Source organism: Micromonospora sp. LZ37 (assembly GCF_059359015.1).
This window is the reverse complement of sequence record NZ_JCADBL010000006.1, coordinates 215,995-230,847: the sequence shown is the minus strand read 5'-3', so window position 1 is coordinate 230,847 and position 14,853 is coordinate 215,995. Positions and strand designations below refer to the sequence as shown.

19 protein-coding genes are annotated in these 14,853 nt (G+C 73.4%); 11 read left to right on the top strand and 8 right to left on the bottom strand.

Annotated features, from left to right (window positions below; translation table 11 throughout):
- The first annotated feature begins 78 nt into the window (after window positions 1–78).
- Window positions 79–1,275, top strand: coding sequence for an acyl-CoA dehydrogenase family protein (locus AC5L3Z_RS15335; protein ID WP_494842529.1), 1,197 nt, complete (start codon window positions 79–81; stop codon window positions 1,273–1,275).
- Between the two features lie 43 nt (window positions 1,276–1,318).
- On the opposite strand, the gene AC5L3Z_RS15330 is transcribed toward AC5L3Z_RS15335, so the two are convergent.
- From AC5L3Z_RS15330 to AC5L3Z_RS15310, 5 genes are all read right to left on the bottom strand, one after another.
- Window positions 1,319–2,089: a hypothetical protein gene (locus tag AC5L3Z_RS15330; protein WP_494842527.1), complete on the bottom strand. Its 771-nt coding sequence runs from the start codon at window positions 2,087–2,089 to the stop codon at window positions 1,319–1,321.
- Between the two features lie 40 nt (window positions 2,090–2,129).
- Window positions 2,130–2,792: a PH domain-containing protein gene (locus AC5L3Z_RS15325; protein ID WP_494842526.1), complete on the bottom strand. Its 663-nt coding sequence runs from the start codon at window positions 2,790–2,792 to the stop codon at window positions 2,130–2,132.
- A 113-nt stretch (window positions 2,793–2,905) separates the two neighbouring features.
- Window positions 2,906–3,313, bottom strand: a complete 408-nt coding sequence (locus AC5L3Z_RS15320) for a CoA-binding protein (RefSeq protein WP_494842525.1) — start codon at window positions 3,311–3,313, stop codon at window positions 2,906–2,908.
- 22 nt (window positions 3,314–3,335) lie between these two features.
- Window positions 3,336–4,049 (bottom strand): hypothetical protein, encoded by a 714-nt coding sequence (locus tag AC5L3Z_RS15315; RefSeq protein WP_494842523.1) that lies wholly within the window; start codon window positions 4,047–4,049, stop codon window positions 3,336–3,338.
- A 23-nt stretch (window positions 4,050–4,072) separates the two neighbouring features.
- Complete coding sequence (locus AC5L3Z_RS15310) at window positions 4,073–5,122, bottom strand: Rv2578c family radical SAM protein (RefSeq protein ID WP_494842522.1); 1,050 nt, start codon at window positions 5,120–5,122, stop codon at window positions 4,073–4,075.
- A gap of 92 nt (window positions 5,123–5,214) precedes the next feature.
- On the opposite strand from AC5L3Z_RS15310, the gene AC5L3Z_RS15305 reads away from it, so the two are divergent.
- Window positions 5,215–5,634: a thiol-disulfide oxidoreductase DCC family protein gene (locus tag AC5L3Z_RS15305; protein WP_494842521.1), complete on the top strand. Its 420-nt coding sequence runs from the start codon at window positions 5,215–5,217 to the stop codon at window positions 5,632–5,634.
- A gap of 46 nt (window positions 5,635–5,680) precedes the next feature.
- Here the strand turns inward: AC5L3Z_RS15305 and AC5L3Z_RS15300 are convergent, their stop codons facing one another.
- The 3 genes from AC5L3Z_RS15300 to trxA form a co-directional block, all read right to left on the bottom strand.
- Window positions 5,681–6,613 carry an HTTM domain-containing protein gene (locus AC5L3Z_RS15300; RefSeq protein ID WP_494842519.1) on the bottom strand — a complete coding sequence of 311 codons (933 nt, stop codon included), beginning with the start codon at window positions 6,611–6,613 and terminating at the stop codon, window positions 5,681–5,683.
- Window positions 6,610–7,050 carry a hypothetical protein gene (locus AC5L3Z_RS15295; protein ID WP_494842517.1) on the bottom strand — a complete coding sequence of 147 codons (441 nt, stop codon included), beginning with the start codon at window positions 7,048–7,050 and terminating at the stop codon, window positions 6,610–6,612. Before AC5L3Z_RS15295 ends, AC5L3Z_RS15300 begins: the two co-directional genes overlap by 4 nt.
- Before the next feature lie 133 nt (window positions 7,051–7,183).
- Window positions 7,184–7,546: a thioredoxin gene (gene trxA, locus AC5L3Z_RS15290; protein ID WP_334529627.1), complete on the bottom strand. Its 363-nt coding sequence runs from the start codon at window positions 7,544–7,546 to the stop codon at window positions 7,184–7,186.
- Window positions 7,547–8,092: 546 nt separating this feature from the next.
- On the opposite strand from trxA, the gene AC5L3Z_RS15285 reads away from it, so the two are divergent.
- The 9 genes from AC5L3Z_RS15285 to AC5L3Z_RS15245 all read left to right on the top strand — a co-directional run bounded on the left by AC5L3Z_RS15285 (window position 8,093) and on the right by AC5L3Z_RS15245 (window position 14,826).
- Window positions 8,093–8,608 carry a MaoC family dehydratase gene (locus AC5L3Z_RS15285; RefSeq protein ID WP_494842515.1) on the top strand — a complete coding sequence of 172 codons (516 nt, stop codon included), beginning with the start codon at window positions 8,093–8,095 and terminating at the stop codon, window positions 8,606–8,608.
- Between the two features lie 76 nt (window positions 8,609–8,684).
- A complete protein-coding gene (locus AC5L3Z_RS15280; RefSeq protein ID WP_494842514.1) occupies window positions 8,685–9,203 on the top strand; it encodes a hypothetical protein in 519 nt (172 codons plus the stop codon).
- A gap of 67 nt (window positions 9,204–9,270) precedes the next feature.
- Window positions 9,271–9,894 (top strand): TrmH family RNA methyltransferase, encoded by a 624-nt coding sequence (locus AC5L3Z_RS15275; RefSeq protein WP_494842512.1) that lies wholly within the window; start codon window positions 9,271–9,273, stop codon window positions 9,892–9,894.
- 116 nt (window positions 9,895–10,010) lie between these two features.
- Window positions 10,011–10,709, top strand: coding sequence for a DUF6758 family protein (locus tag AC5L3Z_RS15270; RefSeq protein WP_494842511.1), 699 nt, complete (start codon window positions 10,011–10,013; stop codon window positions 10,707–10,709).
- A gap of 117 nt (window positions 10,710–10,826) precedes the next feature.
- The gene (locus AC5L3Z_RS15265; protein WP_494842510.1) at window positions 10,827–10,985 is read left to right on the top strand and encodes a hypothetical protein; all 159 of its coding nucleotides are present in this window, start codon (window positions 10,827–10,829) and stop codon (window positions 10,983–10,985) included.
- A gap of 6 nt (window positions 10,986–10,991) precedes the next feature.
- Entirely contained in the window at window positions 10,992–11,867 is an 876-nt protein-coding gene (locus AC5L3Z_RS15260) for a PH domain-containing protein (RefSeq protein ID WP_494842508.1), read from the top strand.
- Between the two features lie 103 nt (window positions 11,868–11,970).
- Entirely contained in the window at window positions 11,971–12,672 is a 702-nt protein-coding gene (locus tag AC5L3Z_RS15255; RefSeq protein ID WP_494842507.1) for a SigE family RNA polymerase sigma factor, read from the top strand.
- Window positions 12,673–12,722: 50 nt separating this feature from the next.
- Window positions 12,723–13,949, top strand: coding sequence for a hypothetical protein (locus tag AC5L3Z_RS15250; RefSeq protein WP_494842505.1), 1,227 nt, complete (start codon window positions 12,723–12,725; stop codon window positions 13,947–13,949).
- Window positions 13,950–13,959: 10 nt separating this feature from the next.
- Window positions 13,960–14,826: a PHP domain-containing protein gene (locus AC5L3Z_RS15245; protein ID WP_494842503.1), complete on the top strand. Its 867-nt coding sequence runs from the start codon at window positions 13,960–13,962 to the stop codon at window positions 14,824–14,826.
- The last annotated feature ends 27 nt before the right edge of the window (window positions 14,827–14,853 follow it).

The window sequence follows — 14,853 nt, the reverse complement described above, 5'->3', positions numbered from 1 at the left end:
GCGCGGCAGGCCCGGAGGCCGATACTGACCGAGCGTTCAGTTACCCATGAGTAATGCGCCGATCCCCCGGAGGCTGAGATGGCCCGACTCGCCCAGACGCCCGGCCTGACCGACGTGCAGCGGTCGATTCTGGAAACCGTCCGGGAGTTCGCGGACAAGGAGATCATCCCGCACGCCCAGCGCCTGGAGCACGCCGACGAGTACCCGACCGACATCCTCGACGGGATGCGCGAGATGGGCCTGTTCGGTCTCACCATCGACGAGGAGTATGGCGGCCTGGGCGAGTCCCTGCTGACCTACGCGCTGGTGGTCGAGCAGTTGTCGCGGGGCTGGATGTCGATCTCCGGCATCGTCAACACCCACTTCATCGTGGCGTACCTGATCTCCCAGCACGGCTCCGCCGAGCAGAAGGCCCGGCTGCTGCCGAGGATGGCCACCGGCGAGGTGCGCGGCGCCTTCTCCATGTCCGAGCCCGAGACCGGCTCCGACGTCTCGGCGATCAAGTCGAAGGCGGTCCGCGACGGCGACAACTACGTCCTCAACGGCCAGAAGATGTGGCTGACCAACGGGGCGTACTCCTCGGTGGTGGCCACCCTGGTCAAGACCGACACCGGCGCCGAGTCGGTCTACGGCAACATGAGCACCTTCCTGCTGGAGAAGGAGCCCGGTTTCGGCGAGACCGCGCCCGGCCTGACCATCCCCGGCAAGATCGACAAGATGGGCTACAAGGGCGTCGAGACCACCGAGATGGTGCTCGACGGCGTCACGGTCCCCGCGTCCGCCGTCCTCGGCGGCGCCGACCAGGTCGGCCGCGGCTTCTACCAGATGATGGACGGCATCGAGGTCGGCCGGGTCAACGTCGCCGCCCGCGCCTGCGGCATCTCCATCCGCGCCTTCGAACTGGCCGTGCAGTACGCCCAGCAGCGCCGCACCTTCGGCCAGCCCCTCGCCAAGCACCAGGCGATCGCCTTCAAGCTCGCCGAGATGGGCACCAAGATCGAGGCCGCGCACGCCCTCATGGTCAACGCCGCCCGGCTCAAGGACGCCGGCCAGCGCAACGACGTCGAGGCCGGGATGGCCAAGCTGCTCGCCTCCGAGTACTGCGCCGAGGTCGTCCAGGAGGCGTTCCGCATCCACGGCGGCTACGGCTACTCCAAGGAGTACGAGATCGAGCGACTGATGCGGGAGGCCCCGTTCCTGCTCATCGGCGAGGGGACGTCGGAGATCCAGAAGACGATCATCTCCCGCGGCCTGCTCAAGGAGTACAAGCTCTGACGGGTGCGGAGGGGCCGCTGTCGACGCGCAGGGGCCCCTCCGGTCACCTGTCGCTGGGCGCGGGGGGCGCAGCTTCCGGGTCCGCGATCGGCTCCGGCGCGGTGACCGGCCCGCCCGCGAGCACCTGCGCGCGCTGCCGGTACTCCTCGATCGCGGCCACGAGCCGCTCCTCCGGGACCGCCGTGTCCCGACCGCCGACCACCGGATCCAGCTCCAGCGGGCGTCGGATCACCTGCCGCAGCCGTACGCCGTCGAACCGGCCGTCCCTCCTGCGCGGGACGGCACGGTCGACGTTGGTCCAGTCGTACCGTCGAGAGCCGTACCGGATCCCGCTGGCGGTGAGCGCCAACCGCCCGGTGAAGCGGACCTCCCGGTAGGCGGCCCACCCCAGTCCCGCCGCCAGGCCGAGGATGAGCAGCACCCGCAGGACCCGGCCCCACTGCTGGTCGGCAGGCGGTAGGGAGATCGCGGTCAGCGCGCCCCCGCCGACCCAGGCCAGACCCGTCGCCAGGTCCGCCCAGCCCGCCAGCGACCGGCGGGCCACCAGCCCGGGCTCGACCGCGTCCCGGCCGGCCACCCGCGCCGTCCAGACCAGGCGGGCGTCCCGCCGCGGCCACCAGCGGTTCGCCAGTTGGTCCGCGCCCACCATCAGCCAGAACAGGCAGATGGCGCCGCCGAACTCGAATCGGGGCGCCCGCAGCAGCGGCGTGGCCACCGCCGCCGTCACCGCCGTGGCGACCGCGAGCGAGAGCAACCGCCGGGACCAGAGTCCGTCGCCGAGCGACGGTGCGCGGCCGGGCCGCAGGGAGGACATGGCTCGCAGGGTAGGGCCGGCGTGCCAGGCTCGCCGCTCCTCAACTCCCCGAGCCGGAGAGGTGGCCGGCCAGGTGCCGCCGGGCGCAGGCCACCAGCCCGGTCGGATCGTCGGCGTACAGGCGGAGTTCGGTCACCGGCTCGCTCGGGCCCTTGGCCAGCGGGACGGCGAGCGGCGCCCGAAGGGCGACGTCCACGCTGGTCTGGCTGCCCGTACCGACGTTCAGCACCAGCCCGCCGTCGCCGGTCTCCTCGAACTGGAGGGTCCGGCTGGAGGGCAGCGAGCGGTAGCGGGCGTCGAGCGTGGCGATCGCCGACCAGGGGAGGGTGAAGTCGACCGTGGTGCCGTTGCGGACCCGCAGGCCGGCGTCACCGACGACGTGCGGGTGCAGGCGCAGGCTGGCGAAGAGGCCGATCATCCAGAGCAGGCCCCAGGCGCCGAGGACCAGCGCCAGCGTCCGTACCCACTCCCAGGGCACGGTGCGGCTGATGATCAGGTCGAAGACCGGGATCTCGATCGCCGAGAGCCCGATGAAGACGCCGAGGATCGGCCGGACCACCCCGAGGTAGCTGAACGCCTCGGCCCCCGGTTCCAGGGCGGGCGGTCGGCGCAAAATCCACCGGTAGAGGCTGCGCCACATCCCCATTTCGTACGCGACCGCCCGCCGCAGCAGGGGCGGTACGGCGAGCCGGCTCTCGCGCACCGGTCACCCCCTCCCGAGAAGCTTTACATTGCAGTCGCAATGTTAACGGCTCCCGGGAGGGTGTCAATGCAGTTGCACTGTGAAAAACCGGGTGGCGTCGGCTGAGGACCGGCTCAGCCGAGCCGGGTGAGCCCGGCGGCGGCCCGCTCGACGATCAGGCAGCGATCCTCGACGTACTCCATCCCGGCCTCCTCGGCGATCCGCCGCGCCTCGGCCGAGACGATGCCCAGCTGCAACCAGACCGCCGGCGCTCCGATCGCCGCCGCGTCCCGGACCACCTGCACGGCGTCCGCCGCCGGCCGGAACACGTCCACCAGGTCGACCGGGTGCGGGATGTCCGCCAACGTCGGGTACGCCTTCTCACCGAAGAGCTCGTCGACCGTCGGGTTGACCGGGATGATCCGCCAGCCGTACCGCTGCATCTGCAACGGCACGCTGTGCGCGGCCTTGCGCGGGTCGCGGGACGCGCCCACGACGGCGATCACGGCCGAGTCGGCGAGGATCTGCTGAGCGGTACGCATCAGCCGACTCTATCCCCGCCGCTCAGGCCTCGCCGTCGAGCGCGCGGCGTAGCCGCGCCCACCCCTGCGGCGTGCCGATCTCCGCGCGCTCCCCGGGGTGGGTCAGGTAGTGCCGGATCGCGGCGGCGATCCGTTCGGGCGCCACGTCCAGGTCGCGGACCGCCACCGACCCGCGGCCCCGGCCCTCGCGGTTCGACCCGGGGCGGCCGAGCGGCAGCGAGACCACCCCCGACCCGCGCGGTGACCCCACCCGTCCCGCCGGGTCCAGGTCCGCCCACGGTACGAACCACTGCCGCTCGTGACGGCGGTGGGTGATCCCCTCCGGGGTCAGCTCCACCCCGGGCACCCGCTGCCAGAACAGCACGGCGAACACGACCGTGAGGAGCGCGAACGAGACCGCCAGCGCCAGCCGGAAGGAGCCGTCCCCGGCCCGGGGCCAGCTGTTCGCCGTCTGGTACGCCCCGAGGCCGACCAGCAGCGGGACCAGGGTGACACCGCCGCGGGGCGGGGCGTACAGGGCCCGTTCCCGCTCGTCCACCCGCAGGTCGTCACCGCTCGGCGGCAGCCGGAACTGCCTCACCAGGAAGCCGACGCAGACGATGAGTGGCAGCAGAGCCAGCAGATTCGCCGTGTCACGTCCCGCCCCGGTGCCGACGCTCGTGAGCAACCCGACGACGACCGCCAGCACGACCGCGATCCGCTGCCGGCGCAGCGCCGCATCGATGGTCTCCCGCATTCCGGCAGGGTAGCCCCGGCCGGCTAGAGCAGCGTGAGTTGCTCGGCGGCGGGCGGGGCGGGCGGCGTCGACGACCGGTGGTCGTCGCCGGGCTCGGCCCGGTGCAGCCCGTGCCGGCGGGCCGCGATCCGCACCCGCGCGGTCAGCTCCCGCTGGTACGTCTGCGGCGCGTAGGCCGCCCCGGAGCCGTACAGCTCGCGGTAGCGGGGGACCAGGTGCGGGAACGCGCCGGCCAGCCACTGCGCGTACCACTCCCGGGCGCCGGGGCGCAGGTGCAGCGCCAGCGGGGTCACGCTGGTCGCCCCGGCCGCGGCGACCGCGGCGACGGTGGCGTCGATCGACTCGTCGGTGTCGCTGAGCCCGGGCAGGATCGGCGCCATCAGCACCCCGACCTCGAAGCCGGCGTCGGTCAGTTGCCGCACCGCGTCGAGCCGGCGGCGGGGGCTCGGGGTGCCCGGCTCGACCGCCCGCCACAGCGCCTCGTCCACGAAACCCACCGAGTAGGAGACGCCGACCCGGGTCACCTCGGCGGCCTGCCGCAGCAGCGGCAGGTCACGCAGGATCAACGTGCCCTTGGTGAGGATGGAGAACGGGTTGGCGAAATCGCGCAGCGCCTCGATGATCGGCGGCATCAGCCGGTAGCGCCCCTCGGCCCGCTGGTAGCAGTCCACGTTGGTGCCCATCGCCACGTGCGCGCCCCGCCAGCGCGGGGCGGCCAGCTCGCGGCGGACCAGCTCACCGGCGTTGACCTTGACGATCACCTTCCGGTCGAAGTCCGCACCGGCGTCCAGGTCGAGGTAGGTGTGAGTGTTCCTGGCGAAGCAATAAACGCAGGCATGGCTGCATCCCCGGTACGGGTTGATCGTCCACTGGAACGGAACCCGGGAGGTGCCGGGCACCCGGTTGATGATCGACCTGGCCCGCACCTCGTAGAAGGTCATGCCGGCGAAGCCGGGGGTGTCGAAGGTGCGGGCGACCGCGCCGGGCAGCGCCAGCGGCAGGGGTGGAGTCGCTGGCGCCGGCCCGTCGGGATGCCCCTCGTCCGGGGGAGCGGAGAGGTTCTCCCAGCGCATGACCATCATTCGAACATGCGTACGAGAAGACCGCAAGTGACCCGCCGGACACCGGCACCCGCCCGCCGCCCCGCCGGGGGAGGATGGGGGGCATGGAGAGGTCGACCTTCGTCTACGACGGGGACTGCGCGTTCTGCACCCGCTGCGCCGAGTTCATCGAGCGTCGGATCCCCACCGGCGTGCGCGTGCTGCCGTGGCAGTTCGCCGACCTCGACGCGCTCGGGCTGACCGAGGCCGAGTGCGAGGAGGCGGTGCAGTGGGTCGGCGCCGACGGCTCCCGCGCCGCCGGGCCGGACGCGATCGCCCGGCTGCTCGGTGACAGTGCTCCGCTCTGGCGGGTCGCCGGGGCCGGCCTGCGGTTCCCGCCGGTTCGGGCGGCCGCCTGGCCGGCGTACCGCTGGGTGGCCCGCAACCGGCACCGGCTCCCCGGTGGCACGGCCGCGTGTGCCCTGCCCCAGGAGGCCCGGGAGCGGCTCTACGGCCCGACCGGCCGCCCCACCACCGACGCCTGACGCGGCGGTCCCGCCGCGGACGGCGTCCCGGCTCGGCCCCGGCCGGTCAGGACGTGGCGGGTCCCACCGCCGGTGCCGGGCCGGCCAGCGGAGGCGTCGGAGGTTGCTCGCCGTCGTCCTCGCCGGCCGCCGCGCCCGTCTGCTCGGCCGCCCGCCGCCGGGCCACCAGCCGCCGGGCCCACACCACCGGGCGTACCCGCTCCAGCGACAGGAAGCTGGTCATCGCCACCAGGTGCGGGATGAACGAGATGGTGATCGTGGCGATGGTGACCAGGTGGAACGAGTAGAAGAAGGCGATCGTCGCCTGCCGCCAGCGTTCGGGGAGCAGGAACACCACCGGGGTGAGCAGTTCGAAGGCGAGGATGCCGAACTGGGCCACGAGCAACAGGTACGGCACCTGGGCGATCAGGTCGGCCAGTTCGGTGCCGCGCCGGATGATCGCCCGCGCGAGCACCGACCCGGTCGCCCAGTCCAGGCCGCCGAAGCGCAGCTTCGCCCAGGCGGCGAGGAAGTACGTGCAGACCACCGCGATCTGGGTGACCCGCAGCGCCCAGCCGCCGGCCTCGGTGCGGGTCGGGTCGCCGTGCCGGGCCCGACCGGCGGTGGGGAGCGCGGCGAGCGCGACGAGGAGCCCGAACCGGTCGTGGTCGACCTTGCCGTAGCTCATCGCGACGATCATCCACTGGAAGTAGAGCGCGAAGACGGACCAGCCGAGCAGCCGGTGCGCGCGGCCGGTGGCCGCGAGCAGGGCCAGCACCAGCAGCGCCCAGAAGAGGACCGCGACCAGCGCGGGCGTCGGGGTGGGCAGCGGCAGCAGCCGGCCGACGAGCAGCGGCTGGTAGAGCTCGCCGGGGACGCTCACCCGGGTGCGCACCCAGGGGGTGAAGACCACCAGGTCCGCCGCGACGAAGAGATAGACCAGGGTGCGGAAGGCGGCCACCCGGCCCCGGGGGACGGCCTCGGTCAGCCAGCGGGTCATCGGGACGCCTGCCAGCGGACGGTCGTCTCGTCGGTCCACCGGCCGGTGGGCCGCCCCTGGCGGATGCCGTACCAGCGGATCACGATGCGGACCTCGACCAGTTCGGGCGCCCCCGGGTGCCGTTCGGCGTACGCGTCGGCGACCTGCCGCAGCAGCGTCGGGTCGGCGGCGTACCGGTCCTGCTGGCCCTCGATCTCGGCGCGGCGGATGCCGGTGGCGTCCTGACCGAGGGGGACCACCGCACCGGTGCGGTCGACCCCTTCGACCCGGGTGTCCGGTGCGGGGGCGTTCGACGGTTCGGAGGTGGAGTACATCCGGAACGGCCCGAACGGGAAGTGGTCGTCGACGCCCCAGAGGGTGCCGGCGAGCAGCACGGCGAGGCCGAGCGCGGTGGCGCCCAGCCGGACCGCGCGGCCGCGGGCAGTCAACGTCTCCATCGGGTCGTGACGATACGGGATCCGGGCCACCCGGCGGTGTCCCCGCGTGGGGCGGCCGGGCTCCGCGTGTCGTCGCTCGGACCCCGGGTACGGCGACGGCCGGGCCTTCCGGCCCGGCCGTCGAAGTGCCAGCTCAGTGCTTGTGCTCGGCCAGCTGCTTGCGCACGTCGTCCATGTCCAGCGCCTGGACCTGCTCGATCAGGTTCTCCAGGGCCGACTCGGGCAGCGCGCCCGGCTGGGCGAAGACGATGACACCGTCCCGGATCGCCATGATGGTCGGGATCGACCGGATGTCGAACTTGGCGCCCAGCTCCTGCTGCGCCTCGGTGTCGACCTTGCCGAAGACGATGTCCGGGTGCTTCTCCGAGGAGCGCTCGTAGACGGGGGCGAACCGCTTGCACGGACCGCACCAATCTGCCCAGAAGTCGACAAGCACGATGCCGTCGCGCTCGGTCACCTCGTCGAAGTTGGCCGTGGTCAGCTCAACCGATGCCATTGCTCTCTCCGATCCGCGCGGTTTGTTCTCGACCCGTAGAACCAGGGCGGCTGGTGTCGAATTCCCGGGTCGGGTGTGACGAAACCGGCGTCGACCAGCCATTCGGTGATCATGTCCATCGAGCCTCGTCGGTCGGTCCCGTTCTGCGGATCGCAAGTGCACAACGCATTTGCGTGACGAGACGTGATGGGAGCGTTCCCACTTCGATCGCCGGCCCGACCTGCTGCATCGCGGCAACTTGGCCCTTGACAAGCGGCGATCCCACCTGCGGAGATCGCGCAGCACTCCACCCCTCGTCACGTTGAGTGACGTTACAAAAAGATAAATGTGACGCCGGTCTCTGTCCCCTGGTCGCCGGTGTCGGGCAGAATCTTGGGCATCAGAGCGTGGGCGGCGGGTGCCGGGGAGGGCCCCGCCGCTCATTGCGTCTCCCCCCGGAAGTGGCCGGTGTGACATTTCCTCACGCCCAGCGCCCCCGTCGTCGCCTTAACAAGCGGTAAGGCATGCTGTGCCGAACTCCATCGCCGCCCGTCGAAGGGGACAAGGATGCAGTTCGGCCGCTACTACGAGGAGTTCGAGGTCGGCGCGGTCTACCGGCACTGGCCCGGCAAGACGGTCACCGAGTACGACGACCACCTCTTCTGCCTGCTCACCATGAACCACCACCCGCTGCACATGGATGCGCACTACGCCGAGTCGGCGACCCACTTCAAGCGCAACGTCGTGGTCGGCAACTACATCTACTCGCTCCTGTTGGGCATGTCCGTGCCGGACGTCAGCGGCAAGGCGATCGCCAACCTGGAGGTCGAGTCGCTGCGGCACGTCGCCCCCACCTTCCACGGCGACACCATCTACGGCGAGACCACGGTGCTGGACAAGCGGGAGTCCAACTCGAAGCCGGACCGCGGCGTGGTCGCGGTGGAGACCCGCGGCTACAACCAGGACGGCACCATGGTCTGCGTCTTCCGCCGCAAGGTCATGGTCCCCAAGCGGGAGTACGCCGCCGCGGCCGTGCCCGAGGGCGTGGACCCGGAGCGGCCGAGCTTCCCCGAACCCCGCTGACCTCGTACTTCTCCCGACCGGGCCCGTACCTGCCGTGATCCGGCGGGGACGGGCCCGGTCCGGGTCCGACGGGCATATGCTGGCGCCGGAGGTCCCCATGAGCCACTCCCTCGCCGGAGAGCCGCCCTCTGCCGGACGTCGTGCCGCACCACTGACCACCGCCGTCTACTCCGCCGCGGAGTGGGACCTGCTCACCACCCTGCCCGGCCGGGTGCTCGTCGCCGCCGCCTCGCCCGCCCCCGGACGCCCACCCCGGGGAGTCGCCGAGGGGCTCGCCGGGCTCGACGCCGTCGCGGCCGGTCGGGCCTCCGACAGCGACCTGGTCCGGGCCGTCGTCGCGGCGATCTACGCCCGGCACGACGGGGCCCCGACGCCCGACGAACGGCTGGCCGACCTGGTGGACCTGCTCGCCGCCGCCCGGGCGGCGGTGCGGGTCCTGCGCCGCCGGGCCGACCCGGCCGACTCCGCCGCCTACCGCCAGTGGGTGGAGTCGGTGGCCGCCCGGGTCTGCCACGCCACCCCGTCGCCGGCCGGTGTCAGCCCCGCCGACCGGCGACTGCTGGACCGCCTCGCCGGGTCGCTGGAGCTGCGGTGAGCGCGGCGCGCACCCCGGCGGGGGCGCGGACGGCGCCGGCCCGGCCGGGCCGTACCCTCTTGTGACCGTGAGCGAGGACCAGCTCGACGTGGGCGTCGGACCGTGGCCCGGCGACCCGCCGGACGACCCGCGGTACGACCCGGAACTGCTCGCCGCCGGCGACCGCCGCAACGTGGTCGACCGCTACCGCTACTGGCGGCACGAGGCCGTCGTGGCCGACCTCGACCTGCGCCGGCACGACTTCCACGTGGCGATCGAGAACTGGCAGCACGACTTCAACATCGGCACCGTGGTCCGCAACGCCAACGCCTTCCTCGCCGCCGAGGTGCACGTCGTCGGCCGGCGCCGGTGGAACCGGCGGGGCGCCATGGTGACCGACCGCTACCAGCACGTCCGGCATCACCCGACGATCGAGGAGTTCGTCGGCTGGGCCGCGGACCGGGAGCTGCCGGTGCTCGGCATCGACAACCTTCCCGGTTCCCTGCCGCTGGAGACCGTCCGCCTGCCGCGGCGCTGCGTCCTGCTCTTCGGCCAGGAGGGACCGGGGCTCTCCGAGCCGGCCCGGGCCGCCTGCGACCAGCTCCTCTCCATCGCCCAGTACGGCTCGACCCGGTCCATCAACGCCGGGGTGGCCAGCGGCATCGCCATGCACGCCTGGATCCGGACCCACGCCGGTCCGCCACCCGGCTGAACGCCGCGCCCCGCGCCACCGGCCACGTCGCCGCCACCCGGAACGCCTCTTTCTCGCCCGGGCGGGGGGAATCGGCGGCTCCGCTTGACGGGCCGCCGGTACCGGGCGACGGTGGGGTGGTGAGTGTCGTGGTGAGTTGTCCGAGGTGTGCCGGTCAGGTCCGTCCGCCGGACCTGATGCATCCGGAGTCGCGGTGCGCCCGGTGCGGGCCCGTCGCGCCGCTGAACGTGCCCGAGCACATCGGGGCCGAGATCATGGCGAGCGTGGTGGAGCGGGTCGCCGCCGACGCCGCGCCGGACCGGCCGGGGGTGCCGCTCTGGTGCCCGTGGCCGCTGCCGGCCGGCTGGACCGTCACCGGCGTCGGCTGGGCCGGTGACGACGCGGCCGGCGTCCGGGCCACCGCGGTGGCCTGCGCCGGTCCCGCCCCGCTCGGAGGCGGGCCGGCCGATCTGCTCCTGGTCGCCGAGGAACCGGGCGTCGGGCTGGGCGCCCGCTTCGCCGGGGTGTCCGGACCGGACCCGGGGCCCGAACTGACCGAGGCGTTGACCGGCCCCGGGGCGGGGCACCCGGAGCACGTCGAGCCCGCCCGGATCCGGGTCGGTGGGCATCCGACTCCACTGTGGCTGGTGAATTCCGCGGATGATCGCAGCGCGTACGCCGGCGAGGCTCGGGGAATGTGGCTACATGCGATAGCCTGGCCGGCGAGCGCGGGTCACCTCCTCGCCGAAGATGTCGTCCTGCACGACCTCTCCGAGTGGACTCCGCCCGAGCTCGTGTACGGCGCACCATCCCCGTACCTGCACGGCAGGGTGTGACCCATCCGCCGGGCTTGTCGGGGAACGGACGCAGATATTCACTGTACGACACCATGCTGATACTCTGGGTGCCGCTGCGGTAAACGGACCCGGCGCCGCGCGAGAGGATGGCCCGCTATGGTCAAGAAGGTCCTCACCTGGGCCGGTATCGCATTCTTGATCTTCTTCATCGCCTACCGGCCAAACTCTGCAGCGGATGTCTTCAAATCGCTCGGTGGCGGCATCATGGACATCGCCCAGGGCTTCGGTGAATTCGTCACCAGCCTCGTCGCCTAGCCGCCGATGGGCAGCCCCTCCGGTCCCCCCTTCGACCCCGACGACCCCGACCGGGAACGCCGGGAGCGGGACACCGAGCCGATCCCGAGATACCGGCCCGACGACGGGCCGGGCTACGGCACCGGCCCGGGTCTCTCCGATGGACCCTCCCTTTCGGACGACATCGGCTACGGCGAAGGGCCCGGCTACGCCGGCGAGGGGCGTTCCGGGCGGGCCTGGGTGCGTGACCCGGACGCCAGCTACCAGCAGCCGAACATCTCCGAGGACGAGCTGGCCGGGCTGCGGGCCGACGCCCAGGGCATGGCGCCTCGCCGGGTGCTGCCCTTCGAGGACGAGCCGAGCTCGCTGGTCGCCCGCTACCTCTTCCCCACCGAGCGCTACCGCGGCGAGTGGAAGCGGCACTGGATCCACCTCTCCACGCCGATCATCGTCGGCATCGCCGCCACGTTCGTCCTCGGCTACCTCTCCGGCTTCCTCGCCGGGCAGGACGTTGGCGCGCTCACCACGATCGCGGTGCTCCTCTGGTTCGCGGTGATGGGCTGGGTGGCCTGGAAGGTCGCCGACTGGTGGTACGACCGGTTCATCCTGACCAACAAGCGGGTCATGGTGGTCAACGGCATCATCACCCGCCGGGTCGCCATGATGCCGCTGGTCCGGGTCACCGACATGAAGTACGAGCAGACCCCGACCGGTCGGGCGCTCAACTACGGCACCTTCGTGCTGGAGTCGGCCGGCCAGGAGCAGGCGCTCCGGGAGATCAAGAACCTGCCCAACCCGAACGAGCTCTACCTGCGCGTGGTGGAGGAGATGTACGAGCCGCAGGCGGTCGAGGCGCGGCTGGGCAAGGAGGCCGACGAGGCCAAGGCCGACGACGGCGCCTGAAGGTTTTCGTCCTTTCATCGGATAAACTGCGCACCATTCGCCGTCGACCTGAGGGGCCCGAGCGTGGCAGCCTGCCATGCAGGACGGGGTGCGGAGGTGCGCGGTGGCCGACAGGGACCAGCTGGAGGAGGAGTTCCGCGACTTCGTCGCGGCCCGCTCCGGTGCCCTGCTGCGGACCGCGTACCTGCTCGCCGGGGACTGGGCCACCGCCGAGGACCTGCTCCAGACCGCACTGACCAAGACCTACCTCGCCTGGAAGCGGCTCGGCGGGATCGAGGCGATCGAGCCGTACGCCCGACGGGTCATGGTCAACACCTCGACGAGCTGGTGGCGGCGGCGCTGGCACGGTGAGCGCCCGACCGAGGTGCTGCCGGAACGCGCCGGGGTGGACGAGATCGCCCAGCAGCTCGACCGGGACCTGCTCTGGCGGCACCTGACGGCGCTGCCCGCGCGGCAACGGGCGGTGCTGGTGCTCCGCTACTACGAGGACATGTCCGAGGCGCAGACCGCCGCGCTGCTGGAGATCTCCCCGGGCACCGTGAAGAGCCAGACGTCCCGGGCCCTGGCCACGCTGCGCCGTCGCCTCGGCGAGCAGGCGGCGCTGGACCTGCCGGCCGAGCGCGCGGCGACGCCGCCCCGCCCCGCCCCGCGTACCCCGGCGACCCGGCGACCGGCGACCGCCGACCGACTGCCGCGCGACCCGGCCGGGGCCGGCGACGCGGCCCGACCGGCGCGGACCGGGGTCACCCGGCCCCGCCCGGCCGCACCCGTGCCGACCCGGGCCGTGCCGGCGGAGAGCCGATGAACGCCCACCCGAGGTCGACCGACAACCAGACCGGCCGTCCCGAGCGTCCAATGGCTGTGACGCAGGACGACCTGGAGCGGGCGCTGCGGGAGACCCTCTCCCGCCGGGTCGCCACGCCCCGGCCGCTCGCCGCCGACCCGGCGGGAGTGGCCATCCGGCGGGCCCGCCGGGCCCAGCGGCGCCGGACGCTGACCGGGCTGGCCCTGGCCGGGGTCACCACCGTCCTGGTCACCGCCGGTATGGCGCAGCTGGGCGGGCAGCCCGGCCCGCCCAGCACCCCCACCGTGGTGCTGGGCGACCCGCAGGGCGCCGCCACCACCTCCGGTTGGCCCGTCGCGCCGCCCCCGCCGGTCCGGCCGGTCGAGGGCGCGGTCGACCTGATCGTGGGCAGTGCCCTCGTCACCGCCGACGCGAAGCGGTACGACCTCGGCATCGGCCCGGCCGACCGGGCGCAGCGCCTGCCCGACGGCGGCGGATGGCTGGTGGTGGGGCGGCCGACGGCGGCCAAGCGCAGCCTCTGGGCCGTGCCGGCCGGCGGCCCACCCCAGGTGCTGCTCGCCGGCGCGGAGGAGGTCGTCCTCTCACCCGACGGCCGCCAGGTGGCGTGGCGCGACGGCGACCAGATCTTCGCCGCCGGGATCATCGCCAACCAGATCATCGCCACGGTCGGCGTCACCGCCCCGGCGGGAGCCGCGCCGGCCCGGTTCGTCGGCGATCGGGTCCTGGTGCGCGGCGACCCCCGCAGCGGTGGGTACCTGCTGTGGCGGCCCTCGGCCGGGGCGCTGCCCACCGGCGGCGACCGGGACGTGCGCGACGTCTACGGCGTGCTGCCCGACGGCCGGCTCGCCGGGCGGGTCACCGTCGGGGGCCGCTCCTGCCTGGCCCTGCTCGATGCGGAGCTCACCCCGGTCCGCACCGGCTGCGGCCCGACACCCGCCGCCGACGGCCTCGGGGCCGTCTCCGCCGACGGCCGCTGGCTGCTGGTCAACGGCCGCGCCGGCGCGACGGACGGCGCGCTCCTGGTCGACCTGACCACCCTCGACGCGGCGGTGCCGGACCGCCCGGTCGGCCCCACGATCACCGGCGAGGTGGCCTGGACCGGTTCGGCCGGCGCCGCGTACGCCGACCGGGGTGGCGCCCTGGCGCAGCTACGCCCCGAACGGGTGCTCGCCGGCGGAAGCGCCTCCTCCACGCTGGTGAGCGGCCTCGCCGCCGGCGACCGTCCCGTCGTGGTGACCGGCCCTCCTGATCGGGCCGGTCGCCCGTCGACCCGGTAGCGTCGGGCGGGTGAGCTCGCGCCCGGCGATCGACCTGCACGCCCACTCCACCGCCAGCGACGGCACCCTCGGCCCGGCCGAGCTGGTCCGGGCCGCCGCCGAGGCCGGGTTGGCCGTCGTCGCGATCACCGACCACGACACCACGGGCGGCTGGGAGGCCGCCGTGCGGGCGCTGCCGGCCGGGCTGAGCCTGGTCCGGGGCGCGGAGATCTCCTGCCGGTGGCACGGCGTCGAGCCGGCGGTGCCGCTGCACCTGCTCGCGTACCTCTTCGACCCGGAGGAGCCGGAGCTGGCCGCCGAGCTGACCCGGGTGCGGGCGGCGCGGGAGGTACGCGGGGAACGGATCGTGGAGCTGCTGCGCGCCGACGGGGTGGACATCAGCTGGCCCCAGATCATGGCCGCCGCCGGCGGTGGCACCGTCGGCCGTCCGCACATCGCCGCGGCGCTCATCCGGGCCGGCCTGGTCGCCACCACCACCGAGGCGTTCGGCGCGGACTGGCTGGGGCAGCGGTACCGGCTGCCCAAGGAGGACATCGACGTGTTCCGGGCGGTGTCGCTGGTCCGCGCGGCCGGGGGCGTGCCGGTCTTCGCCCACCCCCGGGCGACCCGGCGCGGCCGGATCGTCCCGGACGAGCTGATCGTCGAGCTGGCCGCGGCCGGGCTGGCCGGCCTGGAGGCCGACCACGAGGACCACTCGCCGGCCGAGGCGGCGCACGTCCGTGGCCTCGCCGCCGAGCTGGGCCTGCTGGTCACCGGCTCCTCGGACTTCCACGGCACCCACAAGACCGTCCGGCTGGGCGCGCACACCACCGACCCTGAGGCGTACGAGCGGATCGTCGCGGCGTCCTCCGGGGTGACCGAGGTCGCTTCCGGCTGATCCGCGGTTCCGTCCACAACAGCGCGA

Bases quoted from the DNA above. Each gene is read 5' to 3' on its own strand.
- AC5L3Z_RS15335 (WP_494842529.1), top strand. From the start codon at position 79: ATGGCCCGACTCGCCCAGACGCCCGGCCTGACCGACGTGCAGCGGTCG.
- AC5L3Z_RS15330 (WP_494842527.1), bottom strand. From the start codon at position 2,089: ATGTCCTCCCTGCGGCCCGGCCGCGCACCGTCGCTCGGCGACGGACTC.
- AC5L3Z_RS15320 (WP_494842525.1), bottom strand. From the start codon at position 3,313: ATGCGTACCGCTCAGCAGATCCTCGCCGACTCGGCCGTGATCGCCGTC.
- AC5L3Z_RS15315 (WP_494842523.1), bottom strand. From the start codon at position 4,049: ATGCGGGAGACCATCGATGCGGCGCTGCGCCGGCAGCGGATCGCGGTC.
- AC5L3Z_RS15310 (WP_494842522.1), bottom strand. From the start codon at position 5,122: ATGCGCTGGGAGAACCTCTCCGCTCCCCCGGACGAGGGGCATCCCGAC.
- AC5L3Z_RS15305 (WP_494842521.1), top strand. From the start codon at position 5,215: ATGGAGAGGTCGACCTTCGTCTACGACGGGGACTGCGCGTTCTGCACC.
- AC5L3Z_RS15300 (WP_494842519.1), bottom strand. From the start codon at position 6,613: ATGACCCGCTGGCTGACCGAGGCCGTCCCCCGGGGCCGGGTGGCCGCC.
- AC5L3Z_RS15295 (WP_494842517.1), bottom strand. From the start codon at position 7,050: ATGGAGACGTTGACTGCCCGCGGCCGCGCGGTCCGGCTGGGCGCCACC.
- trxA (WP_334529627.1), bottom strand. From the start codon at position 7,546: ATGGCATCGGTTGAGCTGACCACGGCCAACTTCGACGAGGTGACCGAG.
- AC5L3Z_RS15285 (WP_494842515.1), top strand. From the start codon at position 8,093: ATGCAGTTCGGCCGCTACTACGAGGAGTTCGAGGTCGGCGCGGTCTAC.
- AC5L3Z_RS15280 (WP_494842514.1), top strand. From the start codon at position 8,685: ATGCTGGCGCCGGAGGTCCCCATGAGCCACTCCCTCGCCGGAGAGCCG.
- AC5L3Z_RS15265 (WP_494842510.1), top strand. From the start codon at position 10,827: ATGGTCAAGAAGGTCCTCACCTGGGCCGGTATCGCATTCTTGATCTTC.
- AC5L3Z_RS15260 (WP_494842508.1), top strand. From the start codon at position 10,992: ATGGGCAGCCCCTCCGGTCCCCCCTTCGACCCCGACGACCCCGACCGG.
- AC5L3Z_RS15250 (WP_494842505.1), top strand. From the start codon at position 12,723: ATGGCTGTGACGCAGGACGACCTGGAGCGGGCGCTGCGGGAGACCCTC.